We start from the raw sequence: 22534 nt of genomic DNA on the forward strand, positions 1-22534 counted from the left end.
CCCGCTACGAGAAGCGCGCTTACATCTACCTCGGTACCGTCACGCTCGCAGCCCTCGTCATCTGGCTCAGAACATGATCCGAGAAACAGCGCCTAAGTGAACTTGCGACAAGCCGGCCGGGGGCACGTTGCGTGGCCAGTGTCAGTGGACGTCGTAGATGCCTTGATAGTGGCCGAGTGCGGTCTCTCGGATCTTTTCGTCACTCCAGGCGGCGAAGCGGCCGGGGGCCAGTCGTTCAGGGTCGACGAGGAGGTCGCCGGTGCCCAGGAGCATGTTGGCGATCTGCTTGCCGACGCCTCCGGCGTGGGTCACCCAGCAGGCTTCCGCGATCCACAGCCCGGTCACTTCGGCCGCGGGCCCGACAAGGGGGATCTCGTCGGGTGTCAGTGTGAACACTCCGTTGAGCCGAGCGTCCGGGGATGCTTCCTGGAAGGCCGGGACGAGGGCGGTGGCCTCGGCGATGGCGGTACCGAAGTCACTCTCCCGGTAGGTGACCTCCGCAGATGCGAGTGTGGGTGACGGGGTCAGCGGGAGTGGTGCGTGGGCGTAGCTTCCCAGTCCGTACCGGCGCCCGTGACGGCGGGTGTAGACCGCCTGGTCGGGGTAGCGGACGATCGGTGTGTCGATGGGGGTGTCGTCGAGTTCGGGCCGCTCGGCCGTGAACAGGTAGGGGTGCTGAACGTCCACCATGGGCAGCCGTACTCCGGCTTCCGCGGCCAGGACGGGGCCCCAGATGCCCGTGGCGAGTACGACGCGGTCGGCCCTGAGCAGCGTTCCGTTCTTGCCCGCGCGCACGCCGACGATCCGGCGCCCTTCGACCTCCAGCGCCAGCACGGGGGTGTCGAAGCGGAAGCGGGCTCCTCGCCTCTCGCCGGCGGCGATGAGAGCGTGGGTGAGGGCGGCCGGGTCGGCGGCACCGTCGGAGGGGATGTGCAGCGCGCCCAGAGCGCGTTCCGCATCGACCAGGGCGGGGGCCAGTGCGACGGCCTCGGCAGCGTCGATCACTCGCGCCTCGACACCGAGCCCTCGGCCGTGTTCGACATCTCGGTGGGCTTGCTCCAGGCGAGCCCGGGTGGTGGCGACCTCCAGGCAGCCGACCTGCCAGAACGCATCCACGGGGCCGTCGTCCGAAAGTGCGCGGTAACGGGCAACGCTGTCCTTGGCCAGTACGGTCAGTTCCGCGGTGGCGCTGAGCTGGCCGATGAACCCGGGGGCCAGGCCCGTCGAACCGGGTAGAACCGCACGCTCGCGCATGTCGAGCACCGTCACCCGGTCATGCCCCAGTTCGGTGAGGTGATACGCGACCGAGGCCCCCACCACGCCGGCCCCGATCACCAGGATCTCTTCGGCAGTCACAGTATTTCTTCCGTTCGCTCGTGCAATGGATCTGACGGTTTGACACAGAGGGGGTGGCCAGACGGTGCGCCGGGCGGGTCCCTACCTCGCTTGAAGTCGCGCCGTTGGGGAAGCAGGCCGAGCATCGTCATTCGGACTCGCCGCCCAGCAATGTTCTGCCGCACCGGACCTGGCCTGCCCTTTCAGCTGTAAGCCGCGGGCTGGTAGCCGCCGACCGGGGCGCAGGGTGCCCTTGTGCGAGGCGACGCGGGCGCCGGCGAAGCCGATGAGGCACGGCCGGGTCCTGCGGCAGGCCGAGCAGGCATAGCGCCCCGAAGGCCCGCCCGCAGAAGCGGTTCACCGAGGCGTGCCGGCTTGGGCTGAAGGCGCGGCTGTACGACGACGTGCACTCACTGGACGGCTTCCTGCCGCCTGAGGGCCCCCACAGCCACGCCGGGTCGCTGAGTGTCTTGACGTGTCGGAGTCAGCTACCGCGTGACGGCGGCGGGCACCGTCGCTGGACGGTGCGCCCTGCCGACCGTGCCCCGAGAAGGTCCTGGCTGATCCCCCGGAGCCCGCGGGATGGTGCGCCTCAGTGGGTGGTCGTTGTGGCGGCGAAGGGTCCGTCCAGGGCGGCCCACTGCAGGAGGAGAATGGTCTTGCCGTCGGTGATGTGTCCGTCGCGGACCATGGCGAGGGCTTCGGTGAAGGGCAGTTCGAGCACTTCGATGTCCTCGCCTTCCTCCTCGACTCCGCCGCCTTCTGCGGTGCGGTCGGCCGGGGTGTAGGGGGCGGCGTAGAAGTGCAGGCGTTCGGTGACGGAGCCTGGGCTCATGTAGGCGTCGAGGATGTGGGTGAGTGGGCCCAGCGTGACGCCGATTTCCTCGGCGCTCTCGCGTCGGATGGCGGCGAGCGGGTCGTCGCCGTCGAGCAGCCCGGCTGCGGCCTCGATGAGCATGCCGTCCGGATGGTCGTTGACGTAGGCCGGGTAGCGGAACTGGCGGGTGAGCAGGACGCGGCCGCGTTCGGCGTCGTAGGGCAGGACGACCGCTCCGTTGCCGCGGTCGTAGGTTTCGCGCTGCTGGGTGATCCAGCGGCCGTCCCGGCGGCGGTAGTCGTAGGTGGTGCGGCGCAGGACGTGCCAGCCCTGTGAGGTGAGTTCTACGTCGCGGACCACGATGTCGGGATTGCGCTCCAGGTCCCGGCCGGCTTGGTCGAGACCGGTGCGGCCGCGGTGGTCGGGGATGTCGGTGCCGGGGCCGGGGGTCACGCGGTCTCCTGCGGGGTGCGGTGCGGGATCTGGTCCACGTGGTGGTACACGGGCAGGCCGCGGCGGCGGGCTATGGCCACGTCCTGGTCGGCTCCGGTGGAGTCGCCGGGAAGCCGGAGCACGGCGTCGCAGTGGGCGAGCAGGCGGTCGGCGGTCGGGTAGAGGACCTGGTCGGCGAGGGGATCGGTGAGGTTCGCACCCGCGGAGCGCAGGACGGGCAGGGCGACCCATTCCCCGATCATCGGGACGTGGCCGGCGGCGAAGACCGGCCAGGCCGCCTCTTCGAGGCGGGCCAGGTTCGCGGCCATGGCCTGCGGGTCGCCGTCCGTTCCGGAGCGGTACGGGCCGGCGATGAGGATGAGCATCGGTTTCTCAGTCATGGCACGCTACGATACACGCAGAAACGTGCAACAACGTGAGGGAGTAAGGATGCTGGCTGCTGAGAGGCGCGACCACCTGCTGGGGCTGCTCGCCCGCGAGGGCAAGATCGTCGCCAAGGATGTCGCCGCCATCCTGGGCATCTCCGAGGACAGCGTGCGCCGCGACCTGCGCGACCTCGCCGCCGAAGGACTGTGTCAGCGCGTCTACGGCGGAGCACTGCCCGTCTCACCGGCCATCGCCGACTACGCCGCCCGCCAGGCCGTCTCCCCGGACGGCAAGCGGCAGGTCGCCGCGGTCGCCGCCGGGCTCGTGCGGCCCGGCAGCGCCCTAATCCTGGACGGCGGCACCACCGCCCTCGCCGTCGCCCAGGCACTCCCGCCGGACCTGGCCTGCACCGTGATCACCCACAGTCCGACGATCGCGGCCGCACTGCTCGACCACCCCCAGGCAGAGGTCTTCCTCCTCGGCGGACGCCTCTTCAAACACTCGGCCGTCACCTGCGGCGCCGCGGCGGTCGAAGCCGCCCTGAACGTCTCGGCCGAGCTCTGTCTCCTCGGCGTCACCGGCGTCCACCCGGAGGCCGGACTGACCACGGGGGACGCGGAGGAGGCGGCGATGAAACGCGCCCTGGCCGCACGTGCCTCGGACACCTACATCCTCGCCTCAGCCGAGAAGATCGGCACCGCCTCCCGGTTCCGAGTCCTGCCCTGGGCTGACATCAGCGGACTGATCACCGACGCCGACCCCGACCACCCCGCCCTCGAACAGCTCGGCGCGCACGGGGTGGAGATCCTGACAGCCGGCTGACGGCCACGGCGCGAACGCGGGACCCAGAAGATCGGAACGGTGTGCCGGCCTGCCGCTGCTGTTCGGCCGTCGCACAAGAAGGGGCGGCCGTTCCCGCAGCCCGGCTCCGTCACCTGTCGCAACGAGGGGCTCGACCGAGTGAGCCGCAAGCCACCCTCGCACGTAGCGCTCATCGTGCCCGTAATGCACATTGGCCTTGCGTCCGTTCTGCTTCTCGCGCGCCGCTGACCTGCTGTTTTCTCTAACCTGTTTTGGTTCTGCATGTTTCGCGATGACGCATCATGTGGAGTGCGTGGCGATCCTTGAACCTGTGGCAAAGGGCGTCTGACCTGCGGGTTTGGGTGGTGTGCGCTATGTGCATTGTGGGCGTTACGGGCGATATCTTGACGCTGAAATGACGCTCTCAGAGGCATCGTGACGCTCATTTGACGCTCGTTCTGATGAGCGTCAGGCGCGTTGCCCCGCTGATCAGGCGGCCGCCTGACTGCGCGGGTATGGCAAGGCGCCGGGAATTTCGTGGTGCTGAGCGATCCCGCTCAGCCACCTGCTCAGAGTCCCAGCAAAGGTTTTAGTCTGCTGGCGGTACACGCCTCGCATGGCCGCTGACCAGTGGAAACGGCCACGATTGGGCCAAGCTGCAAGCGGCTGGTCGCCTCTTGCCCGGATCTTGGTTAGCACAGAGTGAACCCTTGACCGTCGGCTCGTGGCAGCGTCGAGCAGGCACACAAATGAGTGGTGTGCTGTCGCGACCCGAGGCAAGACACAGAACCCATGAGGTCGGTAGCGGTATGCCTCCACGAAGCCCGGTGCCTCATGGCCCTACACCTTGTTCTGCCACCGTGCTGCCAGTTGCTCTGGGCTGCCACCTGCTTCCTACTCGGGCCGTTCAGCTCCCAGATAGCGCACGGCCGGGAAGTTCCTGGCGAGGCGCAGCACTGCGGTCGCATGCCCGAGCGCAGCGATGTCACGCCGGGCCTCCTTCATGTTCAGGATCTTGTCCATGGTGTAGGTCTCGGTGCAGGGCCCGAGATCCATCTGGTGCTGGCCGAGCGTGAAGAGCATCCCCTCGTACCCGGCGGTGAGACGAAACATCCCGCTGCGGGTATCGGCCAGCTGATCGAGGGCCTCGGCGCTCACCACACCCACAGACACGGTGTCACCACGCAGAACTACCTTCTGCCCGTCGAGCAGTGCAAGGATCTCCTTGACCTGCTGCACGTCGGCTTTGGTGAAATCGTCGGGGATGGGAAAGAACTGGCCGGTTCGGCTCTGCAGTTGCGCGAGGTCTTCGAAGGCATCGGCCCACAAATGGATCTCGTCCGGCTCCCAGCCTCTCGGCATGATGTCCGCAGTGATCGGCGCACTCACCCGGCCCTTTTCGTCCCCGGAGCAAACGAGCTCCATGGAGCACCCGGGCCTGCTCTGGGCGATGAACCGGAGCACCGGCATCATCACCTGCGGCATCACCGAGTCCTGCGGTTCGAAGGAGAGCTTCAGCTGACAGAAGAGATCACGCCGGTTGTAGCGCAGACTCACACGCAACAAGCCGGTTCCGTCGCTGCCATGCAAGGTCCCGCCGTCGGCACCGACAACCCGATGCGTGAAGGACACGGGCAAGGAACTGACCGGAATACCGGAGGACCGCTGGATAGCCACCTGCCCCCGGAGTGGCGCTGTCAGCTCATGCCGAGGCGAGGTGATGCGGACGCCGCCGACCGCGAGCCGCTCCAGTCCGAGCCCGGCAGGGCCAGCCAAGCTTGCCTCGACGAGGTTGTCCGCAGTCAGTTCCACCTCGCCGCTGAAACGCATGGTCTCCTCGAACCGGCGCTGCCGCTCCACTTCCTGCTGGTCATCAGCAGCGAACCGGATCCGGCCGGTGAACCGGATGGCCTCCTGCTCACCCGGTGCCGACCCGCGGGCCACAAGGCGCACAACGGACCGCCCGTCCGCGCCGAGAGAAGTGTGGACCTCGTGGTGCGGGGAGATCTCCTGGGCCCGCGCATGAAGCGCACGGGCTCGCCCGACGTAGTCCACGAGCCCGCCAGCTAGGACATCGCGCTCGGCCCGAGCCTCGGCGATGCGCTCAAGGATGTAGTCGCCGCTCTCCTGCAGCGCATAGCGCACCAGCTCGGGCCGGGACGCGAACTTCTCATCCAGCCAGCTGCGCCCCAACCACCTACGCACGAACGGGAACGCCACGCGCAGCCCGTCGAACCACTGCTGCTCGGCGGGGTTCGGATCGATCGGCACCAGCAGATCCCAGTGGTCCGGCTGGTGCCGTGCCGCCGACACCAGGGACCGTTCCACCTGCTTACGACGCCCTGAAGTCATTCGGCCGGTGAACGACTTCGCCTCGTACAAAACCAGTTCACGCTCAGGGGTGTACTCGAACAGATCCCGTCCGCCATCCCCGCCAGCTCCGTCAACAGGCTGCGCCCGCTCTCGAAGACGCAGCATCAGCAACGTCACCAAGGACTCGGACTGCTTCGGGCACTCGGCCAGCTTTTCCCACGGCACCTTCACCACGACCGCACTCTACGAGCCCCCTCTGACATCGGCCTTCCCCGACCTCTACGCCTGGCCACAGCATGGCGTCAGGCGGCGCCACGGTCCGCGCAAGCCCGTGGCCCATGGTGTCCAGGGGCGGGCCGTAGCAACGGACGCACTGGTTGTTGAACCGTTCCGGGTTCGGTAGAGACTCGATTCCGTGAAAGGAATGAGTCATGGCACGCCCTTCCTCCTATCCCTCTGAGCTGCGCAAACGAGCGGTCCGTATGGTCGCCGAGGTCCGTGGTGACTATCCGAACGAGTCGGCCGCCTTCAGGGCGGTCGCCCAGAAGCTCGGGATCGGTTCGGCCGAGACCCTGCGGAACTGGGTGAAGCGGGACGAGGTCGACTCCGGGCGACGGCCGGGGACGACCACGGAGGAGTCCGCGCAGATCAAGGCGATGAAGAAGGAGATCGCCGAGCTGAAGCGGGCGAACGACATCTTGAAGGCTGCGGCGAGTTTCTTCGCGGCCGAGCTCGACCGGCCACACACACGCTCGTAGCGTTCATCGACGAGCACCGGGACCGCTTCGGCGGTGTCGAGCCGATCTGCCGCGTGCTCACCGAGCACGACTGCAAGATCGCCCCTTCCACCTACTACGCCCACCACAAACGCCTCCGGGCCCCGGCGGCCCGCACCGTCCGTGATGCGGAGCTGAAGCCGCTCGTCCAGCAGATCTTCGAGGCCAACTACCGTGTCTACGGGGCCAGGAAGGTCTGGCGTGAGCTGCACCGCCAGGGTCACCTCGTAGCCCGGTGCACCGTCGAACGCCTGATGCGCGAGTTGGGCGTCGCCGGTGTCGTCCGCGGGAAGAAGATCATCACCACGATCCCGGACGGCAGCGTCGAGCGGGCACCGGACCTGCTGGACCGCAACTTCGTCGCGCCGGCCCCCAACCGCTGCTGGGTCGCCGACTTCACTCACGTCAGCACCTGGTCGGGAGTGGTCTACGTCGCCTTCGTCGCGGACACCTTCTCCCGCAGGATCGTCGGCTGGTCCGCCGCCCTGTCGAAGGAGACACGGCTCGTCCTGGACGCGCTGGACATGGCTCTGTGGCAACGCGACCGAGACGAACAGCCGCATCAGCGGGGCGAGTTGATACATCACTCCGATGTCGGGTCGCAATACACGAGTTTCCGGCTCGCCGAGCACCTGGACGCCGCCGGCATCGCGGCCTCGATCGGCTCCGTCGGCGACGCCTACGACAACGCCCTCATGGAGTCCACGATCGGCCTGTTCAAGACCGAGCTGATCAAACCGGGGCGACCCTGGAGGACGCTCTCCCAGGTTGAGCTGGCCACCGCGGAATGGGTCGACTGGTACTGCCACCGCCGGCTCCACGGTGACATAGGGCACATCCCGCCCGCCGAATACGAGACCAACTACTACTTCACGGCCACGAAACCCCAGGTCACAACCACAGGCTGAAGTCTCTACCGAACCCGGAACGGTTCACTGTTCGAAGGCGAACACGCGGTCGGGGAAGTGCTCCAGGACGTGCTCGATGCGGTCGAGCTTGGCGTCGCGGTCGGGGCCGGTGGATTCCTTCCAGGTCTTACCTTGTTTTTTATCTACCAGGATCTGCCAGGTCTACCGATGGCTCGACCTAGGTCGAAGGTCGGGGTGTTCGGCGGCGTTTGGAAGAACGACCATGACCACGTGATGCCTCCTCCCTTTGATATTGATGTCTTCCTCGCTCAGCCGCTCACTGCGCGCATTGCTACTGATGGACCGAGCGTGCGGCCTGTGTGGTTTCTGTGGGAGGAGGGCGCCTTCTGGGTTCTGACCGGGCCGTGGGCCAAGCTGTTTCACCGGGTGAGCGCGGAAGCGCAAATCGCTCTTGTGGTGGATGTATGTGACATCGCCACGGGGCTTGTCCGCCAGGTCATCGCCCGTGGCCGGGCTGAACTCGTTCCCTTCGACGTCCCGCGTGGGCGCCGCAAGTTGGTCCGCTATCTGGGCACGGATGAGTCCCGCTGGGATTCACGCTTCGTCCGCTACCTGCATGGTGAGCCTGCTCAGCGCGGCACGATGTGGCTGCGGCTGACCCCTTCGTCCCTGACAGCCCACGACCTGAGCTATACGGTTGCTCGCTGAACTTGTGCTCTGTCTACCAAGATCTTCCGGGCATGCCGATGGCCTTGAGGGTCTCGGGGCGTTTGACGGTTTTTCCGACGTCGCAGCGGGGTGCCCGGTGTTTGTTCTTGGAGCCGGGTGGCCGTCCGGGGCCGGTGCCCCGGGGTTGGGGAACACGGGCCGGGCAGGCGAGGTGGGCGCGGATGTTCCTGAACCCCCGGCGGACCCGGGCCGGGGTGAGCCGGTCGGCGACGGAGGGTTTCTCCCAGGGCCGGCGCAGGTCCGCGGCCAGCGGTCGCGCGAGGCGGAGCTGCGTGTGGGCGACGATCAGGATCCAGGTCCAGCGGTCCGCGGCCTCGGGCGTGCGGAGTTTCGGGGTGGTCCAGCCGAGGGTCTGCTTCGCGAAGCGGAACGTGTGCTCCAGGTCGAAGCGGCGGAGAACGTCTGCCAGAAGCGGTCCACGTCGTCCGGGGTGGTACTGGTCTTGGAGGACCATAACCACACCGGCGGGGCATCCCGTTCCTTCGACAGGTGCTCCACCTTCAACCGCATCAGCGTCCCCTCGACCAACGGTAGTTCACCGTCGTGGTCGAGCCATGAGGAGCGGTGGGTGAGCCGAGGGTGGACTCGGTCCCACGCCTGGGTGACGGCCTTGCCGTAGTTGGCGGAGTCGGTGACCGTGGTGATCGCGGGCTCGGGCCAGGTCTCCGGCTTGGTGAAGCGGAACTCCGGTCCGTGCTTGGGCGGCCGGCCGCTGACACCGTTCATCCGTGGTGGCTTCGGCAGACGCATCACGCGGTCGGAGCGGACCCGGCCGACCAGTGCGACCGGCAGGTCACGCAGGACCCAGGCCAGGCGAGTGACGTCGTAGCCGGCGTCGCTGACGATCACGATATGCGGGTCCCCGGCCTGCCACTGGCCCGCGGCGATGAGTCGTTCGACCACTCCTCGGAGCTGGGCGGCAGTGACCGCGGTCGCGTCGTCCGCGGGCCCGAGCCGGACCGCGTCCAGGATTGCGGTCCAGGACGTGGCACCCGGCTCCAGCGCGGCCACGAAGGAGTACGGCCAGCCCGGAATGAACTGCGAGGCCGTCTTCGCCCGTCCGTAGACGTGGCAGAACAGACGGTCCGCCGAGCACGGCACGTCCGAGCGGAGCCACGGCGACACATCCACCGCCAGCACCAGGCGCCCGCCCTCGAACCGCGGCAGCGACAGTCCGGCCAGCACGGTACGCAGCCGGCCGACGTCGATCCGGCCGTGATTCAGACCTCCGTACATCGCTCCGCGCCCACGACGATGCTCCGGCAGCAACGTCAGATCCACCGGGGACTTCACCGCACCGTCCGCACACAAGACGGCGTCGGACAGTTCGAACAACTCGTCGCGCCGAGCGCCCAGACACTCATAGAACTCGCCCCGGAAGCGTGACGCTTCCGCGACCGCCTCCCTCCGGACAGCATCAGGCAGCAGACTCATCCTCACGGCCTTCGTCGTGGTCACGTGCACCTTGGTCGGAGCACATGATCAGACGAAGGCCGCCCCCACGTCCGGCGAACCCCCAGGTGAGCGACCCAGTACGGGACGGCGTTCGAGCCCGGAAGAAAAAGAACAAGCTTAGTGGTCCGTTCCGGAAGTCCTTCGGGGCTTGATCAGGCAGCCAGGGCGACGGAGGATTCTTGGTGACGGTCGGCGGGTGTGTGCCGGTCGAGTCGGGCCAGCAGATCGTCCAACTCGGAGGTGGTGAACCTCCACTGGAACGGCTGTGCCGTGGCGTTGTAGCGGTCTTCCAATGCTCGGAGCCGGTCCCCAACTTGGGTCAGGTCGGTGAAGTCGTTGGGTGAGACGACCTTGCGCTGCACCACCGAGAAGTAGATCTCTACCTGGTTCAACCAGGAGGCGTCCACGGGGGTGTGGACCATGACGGCGTTCGGGAACGCGGCCGTCAGCCGGTCGGCGGCCCTCTTGCCACGGTGGGAGGAGCCGTTGTCGACGACCCAGAAGACGCGCTTGGCACTGGCATAGGGTTCCTGTGTCATGACCTGGGCGACCAGGCTCATGAACGGGTCGATGCCAGTGCGCGGTTCGCAGCGGCCGAGCACTCGGGCTTGGTGGACGTCGTAGGCGGCCAGGTAGGCCAGGGCGCCGCCGCGTCTGTAGGTGTGGTTGACGCGCATCGCCCTGGCCTGGCCCGGGGCCAGGGTCGGATGGCAGCGGCAGCGGGCCTGGATCGAGGTCTTCTCGTCGCTGGAGACGACGTACTCGTCTGCGCCGAGGGGCTTTCCTTCGAAGGTGCGAGCGTAGAGGTCCAGGACCCGTTGGGCCTTGGCGCGGAAGTCCGGGTCGCGGATGAAGATCCAGGACCGGTACTGCCAGGGCTTGAGCGCGTCCTGGCGCAACCAGCGGCGCACCGTGGACGCGGAGATGCTGTCGGTGATCTGGCGCGCGGTCAGCTCGGCGGCCAGGTCCGGGCAGGACCAGCGCGACAACGGGACCCCGGTCTCGGCCGGGAGCTGGCAGGCCAGAGCCTTGGCCTCGGCGACCTGCACGGGCGTGAAACGGGCCGGGCGCCCCGAGCGCCTGCGGTCGGCCAGGGCTGGCAGCCGGCCGTCGGCGAAGCGGTTGCGCCAGGTTCGCACGGTGTCCAGGTGCAGACCCGTCTCGCGGGTAATGTGCGTGTTGGGGCGCCCGCGGGCCGCGAGCAGCACGATCGCGGCCCGCTGCCGGGCCTGGTACGCGGTCTTGTGACCGTAGGCCGCCTTCTTCAACCGCTCACGTTCGGCGCTGGTAGGCTCCGGCGTCCTATCTCTGACCCACGGTGCAAAGTAGCCGTCGCCCTCTGCCGCTCCCCCGTTGCTTCGCGCCTGGCCGGTTCGTTAGGCCGAACGAGTTGTCGACGGAGGGGTGGGAACGTTCATGCGCCGGGAGTGGTCGCCCGAGGATGTGGTGGCGTGCTGGACGCCGGTGGGCGGCGACTGGGACCTGGTTGCGAACAAGTCCGGCCCGACCAGGCTCGGATTCGCGCTGATGCTGAAGTACTTCGAGCTGGAGGGGTGGTTCCCCCAGTTCGTGGAGGAGTTTCCGCCGGCCGCGGTCGACTATGTGGCCGACGTGGTCAAGGTACCGGCCGAGGGCTTGGCGAAGTACGACCTGTCGTCCCGCTCCGCGAAGGGCCACCGTACGCAGATCCGCGAGGCCCTCGGGTTCCGCCCGGCATCCCGCGCCGATGAGGAACGCCTGACCGCCTGGCTCGCCGACGAGGTCTGTCCGGTGGAGCTGGTGGAGGACCGGCTGCGCGAGGGCCCTACTGGTGCAGTGCCGCAGCGACCGCACCGAGCCCCCGGGTCGCATCGAGCGGATCGTGGCCGCGGCACGGGCGCGGGCTGACCGCGTCTTCTGCGCGCAGACCGTCGCGCGCCTGGGCGAGGCGTGCGCCCGCCGCCTGCTGGACATGGTGGCGGAGGGCAACGAGGACGGCACCGCGCTGCTGGCATCGCTGAAGCGGGACCCGGGCGCGGTGGGTCTGGACTCGCTCCTGACGGAGATCGCCAAGCTCACAGCCGTACGTCAGCTCGGCTTGGCGGAGGGGCTGTTCGCGGACTGCTCGGAGAAGCTGGTGGCCGCCTGGCGGGCACGGGCGATCAAGATGTATCCCTCGGACTTCCGGGACGCAGGCGAGGACGTGAGGACGACGCTGCTGGCCGCGCTGTGCGCGTCCCGTCAGGCGGAGATCACCGACGCTCTGGTGGAACTGCTTGTCGCCTTGGTCCACAAGATCAACGCCCGCGCCGAGCGACGGGTGGAACGGCAGCTGACGGCGGAGCTGAAGAAGGTGAGGGGCAAGGAGGGCATCCTCTTCCGCCTCGCCGACGCGGCGGTCGGGCAGCCGGAGGGGACCGTGCGCAAGGTGCTCTACCCGGTGGTGGGCGAGAAGACGCTGCGCGACCTGGTCGCGGAGGCCAAGGCAAACGAGAAGGCGTTCAAGGCCAAGGTCCGCACCACGCTCCGCTCCTCGTACAGCTCGTACTACCGGCAGATGCTGCCGCCGCTGCTGAACACGCTGGGCTTCAAGTGCAACAACACCGCCTACCGGACGGTGATGGACGCGCTCGCGCTGCTGGCGAAGTACGCCGACGTCGACGGCGAGACGCGCTTCTACGACGCCGGCGACGCGGTGCCGACGGACGGCGTCGTACGCAAGGACTGGCGCGAGGCCGTCGTCGACGACAAAGGCAAGGTCGAGCGCATCCCGTACGAGCTGTGCGTGCTGGTGGCGCTGCGGGACGCAATCCGGCGCCGGGAGATCTACGTCGAGGGCGGTAAGCGGTGGGGCCACCCGGAGGACGACCTGCCCGGTGACTTCGAGTCGGCCCGCACCGTGCACTACGCCGCGATCCGGCAGCCCGAGGACCCCAAGGAGTTCGTCACCGGCCTGAAGCGGCGGATGACCGCGAGCCTGGACAGGCTGTCGGCGGCGCTCGCGGACGGCTCGGCGGGCGGCGTGAAGATCACCACCCGCAAGGGCGAGCCGTGGATCACCGTGCCGAAGCTGGAGCCCCTGGACGAGCCCACCGGCCTCCAGGCCCTCAAGGACGAGGTCGTACGCCGCTGGGGCGTGCTCGACCTCCTGGACGTGCTGAAGAACGCCGACTTCCTCACCGGGTTCACCGACGAGTTCTCCTCGGTCGCCGCGTACGAGGGCATCGACCGCACCACCCTCCAGCGCCGCCTGCTGCTCGCGCTGTTCGCCCTGGGCACCAACATGGGCATCCGGGCGATTGTGGCGACCGGCGAACACGGCGAGACCGAGGCCGCCCTGCGGCACGTGCGCCGGCACTTCATCACCGTCTACAACCTCCGCGCCGCCGTCACCAGGCTCGTGAACGGCACGTTCGCCGCCCGGGATGTCGCCTGGTGGGGACAGGGCACCGCGTGCGCCTCGGACTCGAAGAAGTTCGGCTCCTGGTCCTCGAACTTCATGACCGAGTACCACGCCCGCTACGGCGGCAACGGCGTGATGATCTATTGGCACGTGGAGAAGAAGAACGTCTGCATCTACTCCCAGCTCAAGAGCTGTTCGTCGTCCGAGGTCGCGGCGATGATCGAGGGCCTGCTGCGGCACTGCACGGACGCCGAGATCGAGTCCAACTACGTAGACACTCACGGCGCGAGCGTGGTCGGGTTCGCCTTCACCGAGCTGCTGAACTTCCGCCTGCTGCCGAGGCTGAAGAACATCGGCAGCATCCGCCTCTACCGCCCGGACGACGCCCCGCCCGGCTGGCCAGCGCTCGGCGGCTCGCTGACCCGGCCGATCCGCTGGGGCCTGATCGAGCAGCAGTACGACCAGATGGTCAAGTACGCCACCGCGCTGAGGCTCGCGACCGCAGAGGCGGAGCAGGTGCTGCGGCGCTTCGCCCGCGGAGGCCCCAAGCACCCCACCTACCAGGCCCTCGAAGAACTCGGCCGCGCCGTACGCACGGTCTTCGCCTGCGACTACCTCGCCAGCCCTGGCCTGCGCCGCGAGATTCACGGCGGCCTCCAGTTCGTGGAGAACTGGAACAGCGCGAACACAGTGCTGCACTACGGCAAGGACGGCGCCCTGACCGGCCCGGAACCCTACGGGAGAAGACGTTCTGGAAGATGCTCTACGAGTCCGCCGCGCGGGCCGATGAGGTGCTGTGCCTGAACGTGGAAGACCTCTATCCGCAGGACAAGCGCGGGAAGATCACCGCCAAGGGCGGGGCCACGGAGTGGATTCACTGGCAGTCCGGCACCGCCCAGCTCCTGCCCCGCCTCATCGCCCGCCGCACCCGCGGCCCACTGTTCCTCACCGACCGCAAGGCCCCGGCCGGAACGCCGACGCTCGACGTATGCCCGGAGACAGGCCATGCTCGGCTCTCCTACCGCCGGGCCGAGGAGATCTTCGAGAAGAACACCCGGCTCCTGGCCAACCCGCTCGCCTCACCCGAGGACATCGAGGACCTGGACGGCTGGACACTTCATCGGCTACGGCACTCCGCGCTCACCCACGATGCGGAGGGTGGCACCTCCACCCCGATGCTGCTGGCCCGCTCCCGCCACGCCTCCGTCCGCTCCCTGGAGCGGTACGCCCGCCTTCCCGGCGTCGACGCGGTTGCGCGGCACGTCGCCGAGCGAGACCCCGCCGCACGCCGCCAGAACCGGTAGCGAGTGCGGCTCTACTTTGCACCGTGGGTCAGAGATAGGACGCCGGGGCCTGGTAAGGACGATCGGACGGGCAAGGGCAACAGGCATGACAGGAAGGCCGATCGGGAGACGTGGATCACCGGGACCGCAGTCTGCCGTGCCCGTGCCAGGACTCGTCGGGCAGGATGACCTCATATCCACGCCCCCGGATTAGACAACGCCACCGCCCTATTGTTGGCTGATGCGCGCACACCATATTGACCGCCCAGCCGATCTCGATGTCGTCCGTGAGACCTACGACCAGGTGGCCGACACCTACGCCCACATGGTGCTGACGACGGGCATGGGTGACATCCGTCGCCATCCCTGGCTCAAGGCGTCGATCGACGCCTTCGCCGACACCGTGGGCGAGCTCGGGCCCGTCCTAGACGTCGGTTGCGGCCCCGGCACGGTGACCGGCTACCTCGCCGAACGCGGACTCGACGTATCCGGGGTAGACCTCTCTCCCCGCATGATCGAGAACGCACGCCGTCTTCATCCGCAATGCCGCTTCAGCGTCGCCTCCGCCACCGAGCTCGACCTCGGTGAAGCCTCCCTCGGCGGCCTGCTCGGGTGGTGGTCCCTGTTCAACCTCCCCCGTGATGTCCTTCCACAGGTCCTTGCCCATTTCGTGCACGCTCTGAAGCCGGGCGGGCACTTCATCGCCGGCACACACGTCGGCGACGAGGACGCTGTGCGCACCGAGGCATACGGAGGAGTACCCGTTCGTTGGACCACGCACAAGTGGCGGCCCGAGCAGCTCGTGGACCTGATCGAGCAGGCCGGACTGCACCCGGTCGCCGAACTCCGGCTCCCCGCGGATGAGTGGAGCGGGCCAGGTGTGGTCGTCATGGCCAAGCGCCCCGTCTGAGGACCAGGCCCCGGAGGCGGCACGCCCTGCACCGCGCCCGCGCCCTCTACCGCGCAGCCCCAACATCTGACCAGCCCCACACGACCCCGCCTCCGGAGGCGACCACTTAGCCGGGTCATGAGCGTGACCGTGGGGCCAGCTGATCAGCGATTCCGAGCGGCTGCTCATCGCCCGGGGTGAGGGGAACTGGTGCCCGGCCTCACGTGAATCCGGCCGATGACGCGACGGTCGCCTGGAAGCGATACTTGCCCGATGACGACTTCCGTGCCCCGGCACCACGGTTCCGGGCCTCTGCCGGTGATCGCCCCTCGCGGAGACTTCGACTTCCAGTCCCTGCCGCCTCTGCAAGCGCAGATCGACGCTGCCGTCGCTGCGCATGGAGGAGTGATTCTGGATGCCAGCGGCATCACGTTCGCGGACTCGATGTTTCTCGTGCTGATCATCTCCACCCACCAGGCCACCGACCTCCGCATCGCCGCCCCCTCCTCACGGCTGGCCCGCCTGTTCAGCATCCGCGGCCTCGACACCATCCTGCACATATACCCGACCCTCGACGCCGCCCGCATCACCTGACACCGCCGCGACCCACAACCGGCCCCGCCCCCCAGCAATCCGCAGCAGGCGCAGGCGCAGGCGCAGGCGCAGGGGCAGGGGCCGGCCGGTCATGCTCCGGCACCGGAGCTCCGGCCTGACTGACAGCCTTGCCAGAGGGGGCGGGCGTTGCGGCCGGAGCACTGACCTGGGGTGCTGTGCCGCCGGGCGGGCACAAGCCTGGTGCCGACGGCTGCGTTCGGCTCAGGTCGAAAGCGTCGGGTGGAGCGAGAGGTAGTAGTCGCCGACCGAGGACAGGTAGTCGGGATTACCTGTCTCGCTGTCGGTGGTGAACCGGGGAGCGGCTTTGATCTCCTCCCTCGGCGGTGCGACTTTCACCGTCTGTGCTTCGGTGTCGATGGCAGTGACGGCACCGGCCGGGATCAGCACGCTTCTGCCGAACTTCCACGCGCCGGTGTCGACGACCAGGTGCTGCATTCCGGGCTGGTCCTGCTGACGATCCACGTGCCCCACGCTTCCGTCAGCGGCCTCCACGGTGAAACCAACCAGCGACTGCCCCAGCGTGTAGCCGCTGTCCTGCCCGTACATCCACACACTGCTCATAGCCCCGTCCTCTCATCCTCGCCGGACCAAAGCCGGCGCCCTCATCGCCTCGTACGGTCTCTTCCTTCCCTGCCGTGTGCGGTGCAATCAGGCCCTCGCAGCGGCGGGCGGCGCGCAGGCAAGCCCGCTGCCAGAAGCCGACTGCGCCAACCCATCGCTCGTCGCGGGGCTGAGAAGCGCTTCGGTGCGTACGCATGCCGGGGTGGTCGCGGACCATGCGCGCGGGCACATCGCCCGACCGTATGGGACCCCGTGCCTGCGGTGGGGTAGCTTGCCTCTTTGTGTTCGCCCGAAGAGTCGTGTCACCAGGTACAGACGGGGGCGGGGCACGCCGGCGGAAGGGCGCTCCCATGGAGGACTGTGGAATGGACGGGCTGGGTGAGGCGCTGGCCGCGGCGGAGGCCGCGCCGCCGGTGGAGTCCGTCGACGTCATAGCCGCTTCGTTGCGAAGACAGCTCGGGGCCCGGTCGGTGTCGTTCCTCATCACAGACTTCACCGGCGCCTCCGTCGTCCGCCTGGGCACCACGGACGACATCGACCTGGAGCGTTCCGCAGATCCGATCGCCGTCTCCGGCACCGTCTACGACAAGGTGATCCGGACCCAACAGCCACATGTGGAGGCCGTGAAGGGCAGTACGTGGACGCTGGTGATCGCACCCGTCACCAATCGCGGGGACGCACTCGGGCTCCTGGAACTCCATCTCCCCGACCACCCCGGCCCGGACACGCTGCTGAGAATCAGCCGGAGCGCCCACGCACTGGCCTACATCATCATCGCGAACCGGCCCTTCACCGACCTGTACCAGTGGGGCCGTCGTACCTCCCCGCTGAGCCTGGCCGCCGAGATCCAGCACCGGCTGCTGCCCACGTCGCTGGCCTGCGAGGCGGCCCAGTTCGCGGTCGCCGGGGCCCTGGAGCCGGCCGAGCACGTCGGCGGCGACACCTTCGACTACGTCATAGACCGCGACCACGTCCAGCTGTCCGTCACCGACGCCATGGGGCACGACGTGGACGCCGCGCTCCTGGCCACTCTCCTCGTAGGAGCACTGCGCCGCGCCCGCAGGCAGGGGGCCTGCCTCGCCGAACAGGCGCAGAGCGCCGACCGGGCCGTGGCAGAGCACAGCGGCGGCCGCTACGTCACCGGACAACTGCTGCGGATCAGCCTGCACGACGGCCGGACCGAGTTCATCAACGCCGGCCACCCCTGGCCCCTGCGCCTGCGCGACGGGAAGGTCGAGGAGATCACACCGGCCGTCGATATGCCCTTCGGCTTCATAGCGCCACACACGTACAGGGTCCAGGAGCTGGACCTGCGGGCCGGGGACCGGCTGGTCATGCTCACCGACGGAATGCTGGAGCGCAGCGCTGCGGACCTCGATCTGCCGGCCCTCATCGAGAGCACCCAGGACCTGCACCCGCGGGAGGCCGCCCGTGTCCTGATCGAGCACGTCGTCCACGCCCATGACGGGAACCTGCACGACGACGCCACCGTGATGTGCCTGGACTGGTACGGCACCAAGTCCACCCGCCGCGACGCCGACCACGGCGCCGACCTCACCGAAGCATCCCCCACGGCCGGAAAGCACACCTCTCACACACCGCCCGAAGAGCCTCGAAGCTGAAGGACTCGGGCGTTCCAAATCCGGCGGAGTACCGAGGTGGCCTGGGCAAGGCAGTTGGCCGCCCCTCCGGGCCGAAGCGCGTCCCCCGGCCTTCCCGAGGACGCGGTCAGCCGACGGCGAGAAAGATAGCCATGTAGTGCGCGGTGAAGGCCGCCACGGTCAACGCGTGGAACACCTCGTGGAAGCCGAACCAGCGAGGCGAGGGATCGGGCCGCTGGAGTGCGTAAACGACCGCGCCCGCACTGTAGAGGAGGCCGCCGGTCACGATCAGCGTGAATACAGCCGCTCCGCCAGTATGCAGGAAGTCGGGCAGGTACCGCACCGGCGCCCCCCCCCTCCAGGGCCAGGTAGCACGGTGTGTACAGCCAGCGCGGAGCTCCGACCCACAGGACCCGGAACGCGATACCCGCCGACGCCCCCGCCCAGACGATCCACAGCAGCACTGACCCCTGCCCAGGCGGCAGAAGTATCACGGCCAGGGGAAGTACAGGTGCCGGCGACGATCAGGAAGATGTTGGCATGGTCCAGACGCCGCAGCAGTGCCTCGCCGAGAGGCCCCCAGGTGTCGTAGTGGTAGACGAACCACGCACAACACTCCCGCACGTGGGTGTGCGACGACGCAGCCCGCCGGTATCCAACGGGTGCGCAGCGCCTCAGGCCACCAGGGGTTTGGACGGTCCCGTCGCTTTCGCTGTGCGGTGGTGTTCGGTGTTGATGCGCTGGGCTTCTTGGAGTTGGTCCTCGAGGATGACGATGCGGCAGGCGGCCTCGATCGGGGTGCCGGCGTCGACGAGCTCGCGGGCGCGGGCGGCGATGCGGAGCTGGTAGCGGGAGTACCGGCGGTGGCCGCCGGGGCTGCGGAGCGGGGTGATGAGGCGGGCTTCGCCGATGGCGCGGAGGAAGCCTTGTGTGGTGTTGAGCATCTCGGCTGCCCGGCCCATGGTGTAGGCGGGGTAGTCGTCGTCGTCGAGGCGGCCGAACGAGTCGTCTGCTGTCATCTGTACCTTCCTGTGGAACACGCGTTGGAGGGGCCCGGGTGCCATATGGCACCCGGGCCCCGAAGGAACTGCTACACCATCAGCCGGCTTTGATCGGCTATGCCGGCTCTGTGTTTCCGCATACCTGCCGGGAAGAGGTCCGGGGGCTGCGGGGATCGCGGTTGCTTGACCGGAGACCACCTCACTATCGATGTCCTGCGGTACCCGGGCACACGTCGTTCGCCCGGGCGATCCTGATGGCGCTCAACTCCTCCGTTCTTACCCTCTGAATCACTTACTGGTTACTGCTGTACTGCGTACTGCTCGGTGACCTGTGAAAGCGCCACTCCTTCCGGCAGCCAGCCCCGTCGCCCGTCCTGCAACTGCCCTGGCTTAGAACCCCCCTGCCGAACCTCCCGGTGCGCACGCCCACAGCCAGACGTCTTCACCGAGGTGCTACTTGTCCTGCTGCTGTGATGCTTAACGGCGACCCCTGAAACCTGCGGGTCACCCGGTCCGGTCGTCAGTCCCGTCACCGTCATGCCTAATCCTGGCTTCGGAACTCCACCACCGCACCGCCCTGCTGGTGGCCTCTCACAGCGCCACTCCTTCGGCAGCCAGCCCCGTCGCCCATCCTGCTACTGCTCTGGCTTAGAACCTCACTGCCGAACTTCCCGGTACGCGCGCCGCAGCCTGACGCCATTTACCGAGGGACCACTGGTACTGCGCACTGCACTTGCGTACTGCGGTGCTGCTCGCGGCGGCCCCTGATTCACTGCGGGCCACCCGGTGCGGGGTCAGCCCCGTCGCCTTCCTGCGACAACCCTGGCTTCGGAACTCCACCACCGCACCGACTGCACTTACGTGTACTACTTCCCGGCAGTTCATCCCTGCCGGGCCTGCTCGATCTCTTCGCTACTGACAAGACACTAACCCCGACAACGACCAGATGTCTACCTCCGTCAGGACAGGTTTCCTGCGATGGCTGACAGTGAAGCCCTGCGGTGTGAAGCACCTGGAAACTGCACTGGAGCACACCCGCCGGGAGTGTGAGGGGGTACCGGAGCGGGCAGGTGGGGTGTCACGTCACAAGCCGCACAACCGATCACAGGCGGGGTGTACGCGTATGAACAGCACCACGATCAGCATCCCCTCAACTCCCCCCGTAGTGGCCGTGGTCCGGGGTGACAGCGCGGCCGGTGCCAGCCAGGCCCGCCGGGCCGCTCGCGCCTTCACCGACCGCCTCACCCCAGCACCCCGTCCGGACATGGCGGATACGCTCGTCCTGGTGGTCTCCGAACTGGTCACCAACGCCCTGCGCCACGGCGGCGGCGCCTTCAGCCTCCGGCTGACCGCCCACCCCGACGCCATCGAGGTCGCCGTCGACGACCCCAGCCCGCGGGTGCCCCACCTGCGCACCCCCGACCTGACCGGCGCCGACGGCGGTTTCGGCTGGCACATGGTCAACCACCTCGCCCGCACCACCGCCATCACCCACCAGCCCTCCGGAGGCAAAACCGTCAGCGCCTTCATCCCCCGATAGCCCCACGGCCGTCGATCGCGAATGGCGCGGGCTCACGGTCTCCTCTGGGCGTCGGCCGCCGGGTTCGACGGCTGGCATGGTTTCCGCGTCGGGGACGGCACAGGGCAGAGGATCTCTCGATAGCGTCGGTGAGTTGAGGGGGTCTGACTGTGTGCGGCCGACGCGCGGCAGGACCGTCCGGGAAGGCAGACTGTGATGCACACAGCCGATATTCGCGAGTGGCGCAACTACAGCGTGGTGAGTCCACTTGCGGGGCCAGCCGCACACGGTCTACCTCGACTCGCTGACCCGCCGCCTTGTGGACGACTGGCTCCTGCGACGGCACGACCAGTGGCCCGCATCCCCCAGCCCGTACCTGCTGGTGACTACGCACTCTGCATACCACCCCGCCCTTCCGCCCGTCAGCTACTGCGCACTGCGCCGCGCGTTCGACCGCACCGGAATCACCCCGCGCCAGATGTGGAGCGACCGCGTACTGGACGAGGCCCGGCAGACCGTCGGCCCAGTGCATCTGGTGCACCTGTTCGGCATCCATCCCGGAACCGCTGTCCGCTACGTCCACACCGCCCGCCCCGACAAGGCACTGCCCCCGATCCGCTGACGAAGCATCGCGCGGCACCACCCAGCTTCATGAGTACCAGCCACCAGCCGAGGAACCACCTCGAGTGCTCCCGGCCGGGCCGAGGACGCGAGCGCAGGCGCAGGAGGGGCGCGGGCGAAGCACCGAATGAACAGCTGACCGAAGCTGGGGTCGCTGTTCATGGTGGCAATGTGGGAGGACGGGTTTTCTGGTGCCGGTCTCACTGGGTGCGAGGTAGGGGCCTTGGGCCCTGTCTGACTGGTGGCTACGGTTCCAGGAATGCGAGCGCCCGCGGAACGAATCTGTCGTGGTACTGGAAGATCCCGCCGTGTCCGGCATCGGGGTAGAGGGGCTCGAGTTCCCCCCGGGGCAGTCGGGCCGCCAGGTCGATGGTGTTGACGCTCGGGACCATCCGGTCGCTCTCGCCGTTGGCCACCAGGACCGGCTGTTGGATGCGCGACAGGTCCTGTGGTGCCGTGCGGCCCCAGCGTTTGATGGCCTTCAGTTGGGCACGGAACGACGGCACCGAGACCGCCTTGTCGCGGTCGTCCGTGCGCTCCTTCAGCCGCGCCAGGAATTCCCGCGCCGCCCGTTGGCCGCCCTCGGTCTGGGTGAAGAAGAGGTAGTGCTTCGGGTCCTTGCGCCGCAGCGTCGCCTTCAGCATGTCCTGGACGGTGAGGGACGTGACCTTGTCGATGCCGGGTCCGCCGGCGGGGCCGGTGCCCGCCAGGATGAGTTTGCGCACGAGGTCGGGTTCCTCTGCCGCGATGACCTGGGCGATGAAGCCGCCCATCGACAGGCCGAGCAGGTCGACCCGGTCGAACCCGAGTGCCCGGATGAACAGCACGGTGTCGCGGGCCATCGCCTCGATGGTGTCGGGCGTGGAGCCACCGGACGCGCCGACGCCGCGGTTGTCGTAGGTGATCACGCGGCGTCGGGCAGCCAGTCCGTCGACGACCCGTGGATCCCAGTTGTCCAGGACCGCGGACAGGTGGTTTAGCAGGATCAGCGGTACGCCGTCGTCCGGGCCGAGCTGCCGGTAGGCGAAGTTGACGCCCCGCACGGACACGGAGCGGGTCGGCACGTTCTTGTACGACGACGGGGTGGGTGTGGGGGAGCTGGACGATGCGCTCATGCCGGGTCCTGGTGTGCGGTAGGCGACGGGGTG

19 protein-coding genes and 2 pseudogenes are annotated in these 22534 nt (G+C 68.2%); 11 read left to right on the forward strand and 10 right to left on the reverse strand.

What is annotated here, in order from left to right; genetic code table 11:
- Window positions 1-141: 141 nt before the first annotated feature.
- From ACH4KB_RS34760 to ACH4KB_RS34770, 3 genes are all read right to left on the reverse strand, one after another.
- Window positions 142-1356 carry an NAD(P)/FAD-dependent oxidoreductase gene (locus ACH4KB_RS34760; protein WP_398070566.1) on the reverse strand — a complete coding sequence of 405 codons (1215 nt, stop codon included), beginning with the start codon at window positions 1354-1356 and terminating at the stop codon, window positions 142-144.
- A 571-nt stretch (window positions 1357-1927) separates the two neighbouring features.
- Entirely contained in the window at window positions 1928-2605 is a 678-nt protein-coding gene (locus ACH4KB_RS34765; RefSeq protein ID WP_398070568.1) for an NUDIX domain-containing protein, read from the reverse strand.
- Window positions 2602-2985, reverse strand: coding sequence for a DUF4406 domain-containing protein (locus tag ACH4KB_RS34770; protein WP_398070570.1), 384 nt, complete (start codon window positions 2983-2985; stop codon window positions 2602-2604). Before ACH4KB_RS34770 ends, ACH4KB_RS34765 begins: the two co-directional genes overlap by 4 nt.
- 49 nt (window positions 2986-3034) lie before the next feature.
- Here ACH4KB_RS34770 and ACH4KB_RS34775 point away from each other — a divergent pair, with 49 nt between their 5' ends.
- Complete coding sequence (locus tag ACH4KB_RS34775; RefSeq protein ID WP_398070572.1) at window positions 3035-3793, forward strand: DeoR/GlpR family DNA-binding transcription regulator; 759 nt, start codon at window positions 3035-3037, stop codon at window positions 3791-3793.
- A gap of 873 nt (window positions 3794-4666) precedes the next feature.
- On the opposite strand, the gene ACH4KB_RS34780 is transcribed toward ACH4KB_RS34775, so the two are convergent.
- Window positions 4667-6319, reverse strand: a complete 1653-nt coding sequence (locus tag ACH4KB_RS34780; protein WP_398070574.1) for a hypothetical protein — start codon at window positions 6317-6319, stop codon at window positions 4667-4669.
- 197 nt (window positions 6320-6516) lie between these two features.
- On the opposite strand from ACH4KB_RS34780, the gene ACH4KB_RS34785 reads away from it, so the two are divergent.
- Window positions 6517-7769, forward strand: a protein-coding gene (locus ACH4KB_RS34785) for an IS3 family transposase (protein WP_398070576.1) whose coding sequence is annotated in 2 segments (ribosomal slippage) — window positions 6517-6799 and window positions 6799-7769 — 1254 coding nt in all. Because the reading frame shifts where the segments join, the coding sequence is not laid out codon by codon here.
- A gap of 234 nt (window positions 7770-8003) precedes the next feature.
- Window positions 8004-8438, forward strand: coding sequence for a pyridoxamine 5'-phosphate oxidase family protein (locus ACH4KB_RS34790; protein WP_398070739.1), 435 nt, complete (start codon window positions 8004-8006; stop codon window positions 8436-8438).
- A 13-nt stretch (window positions 8439-8451) separates the two neighbouring features.
- On the opposite strand, the pseudogene ACH4KB_RS34795 reads toward ACH4KB_RS34790, so the two are convergent.
- Both ACH4KB_RS34795 and ACH4KB_RS34800 read right to left on the reverse strand, forming a co-directional pair.
- A pseudogene (locus ACH4KB_RS34795) lies at window positions 8452-9893 on the reverse strand (NF041680 family putative transposase).
- A gap of 173 nt (window positions 9894-10066) precedes the next feature.
- Window positions 10067-11182 (reverse strand): IS630 family transposase, encoded by a 1116-nt coding sequence (locus ACH4KB_RS34800; RefSeq protein WP_398070578.1) that lies wholly within the window; start codon window positions 11180-11182, stop codon window positions 10067-10069.
- Between the two features lie 136 nt (window positions 11183-11318).
- On the opposite strand from ACH4KB_RS34800, the gene ACH4KB_RS34805 reads away from it, so the two are divergent.
- The 5 genes from ACH4KB_RS34805 to ACH4KB_RS34825 all read left to right on the forward strand — a co-directional run bounded on the left by ACH4KB_RS34805 (window position 11319) and on the right by ACH4KB_RS34825 (window position 16062).
- A complete protein-coding gene (locus ACH4KB_RS34805; RefSeq protein ID WP_398070580.1) occupies window positions 11319-11801 on the forward strand; it encodes a DUF4158 domain-containing protein in 483 nt (160 codons plus the stop codon).
- On the forward strand, window positions 11725-14100 hold the full coding sequence (locus ACH4KB_RS34810; RefSeq protein WP_398070582.1) for a Tn3 family transposase: 2376 nt from the start codon (window positions 11725-11727) through the stop codon (window positions 14098-14100). Before ACH4KB_RS34805 ends, ACH4KB_RS34810 begins: the two co-directional genes overlap by 77 nt.
- Complete coding sequence (locus tag ACH4KB_RS34815) at window positions 14055-14600, forward strand: site-specific integrase (protein WP_398070584.1); 546 nt, start codon at window positions 14055-14057, stop codon at window positions 14598-14600. Before ACH4KB_RS34810 ends, ACH4KB_RS34815 begins: the two co-directional genes overlap by 46 nt.
- A gap of 220 nt (window positions 14601-14820) precedes the next feature.
- Window positions 14821-15489: a class I SAM-dependent DNA methyltransferase gene (locus tag ACH4KB_RS34820; protein ID WP_398070586.1), complete on the forward strand. Its 669-nt coding sequence runs from the start codon at window positions 14821-14823 to the stop codon at window positions 15487-15489.
- A gap of 252 nt (window positions 15490-15741) precedes the next feature.
- A complete protein-coding gene (locus tag ACH4KB_RS34825; RefSeq protein ID WP_398070587.1) occupies window positions 15742-16062 on the forward strand; it encodes an STAS domain-containing protein in 321 nt (106 codons plus the stop codon).
- A gap of 222 nt (window positions 16063-16284) precedes the next feature.
- Here the strand turns inward: ACH4KB_RS34825 and ACH4KB_RS34830 are convergent, their stop codons facing one another.
- The gene (locus tag ACH4KB_RS34830) at window positions 16285-16644 is read right to left on the reverse strand and encodes a PRC-barrel domain containing protein (RefSeq protein WP_398070589.1); all 360 of its coding nucleotides are present in this window, start codon (window positions 16642-16644) and stop codon (window positions 16285-16287) included.
- A gap of 350 nt (window positions 16645-16994) precedes the next feature.
- Between ACH4KB_RS34830 and ACH4KB_RS34835 the strand changes: the two genes are divergently transcribed.
- The gene (locus ACH4KB_RS34835) at window positions 16995-18266 is read left to right on the forward strand and encodes a PP2C family protein-serine/threonine phosphatase (RefSeq protein ID WP_398070591.1); all 1272 of its coding nucleotides are present in this window, start codon (window positions 16995-16997) and stop codon (window positions 18264-18266) included.
- Window positions 18267-18372: 106 nt separating this feature from the next.
- Here ACH4KB_RS34835 and ACH4KB_RS34840 read toward each other — a convergent pair.
- Window positions 18373-18845: pseudogene (locus ACH4KB_RS34840) on the reverse strand (hemolysin III family protein); the annotation flags it as partial.
- 74 nt (window positions 18846-18919) lie between these two features.
- Complete coding sequence (locus ACH4KB_RS34845; protein ID WP_398070593.1) at window positions 18920-19264, reverse strand: MerR family transcriptional regulator; 345 nt, start codon at window positions 19262-19264, stop codon at window positions 18920-18922.
- Window positions 19265-20369: 1105 nt separating this feature from the next.
- On the opposite strand from ACH4KB_RS34845, the gene ACH4KB_RS34850 reads away from it, so the two are divergent.
- Both ACH4KB_RS34850 and ACH4KB_RS34855 read left to right on the forward strand, forming a co-directional pair.
- Window positions 20370-20786 carry an ATP-binding protein gene (locus tag ACH4KB_RS34850; protein WP_398070595.1) on the forward strand — a complete coding sequence of 139 codons (417 nt, stop codon included), beginning with the start codon at window positions 20370-20372 and terminating at the stop codon, window positions 20784-20786.
- Between the two features lie 247 nt (window positions 20787-21033).
- Window positions 21034-21387: a hypothetical protein gene (locus ACH4KB_RS34855; RefSeq protein ID WP_398070597.1), complete on the forward strand. Its 354-nt coding sequence runs from the start codon at window positions 21034-21036 to the stop codon at window positions 21385-21387.
- 244 nt (window positions 21388-21631) lie between these two features.
- On the opposite strand, the gene ACH4KB_RS34860 is transcribed toward ACH4KB_RS34855, so the two are convergent.
- A complete protein-coding gene (locus ACH4KB_RS34860; protein ID WP_398070598.1) occupies window positions 21632-22501 on the reverse strand; it encodes an alpha/beta fold hydrolase in 870 nt (289 codons plus the stop codon).
- Window positions 22502-22534 lie beyond the last annotated feature (33 nt).

The sequence above is a fragment of the Streptomyces sp. NPDC017520 genome (genome assembly GCF_044329855.1).
GTDB lineage: Bacteria > Actinomycetota > Actinomycetes > Streptomycetales > Streptomycetaceae > Streptomyces.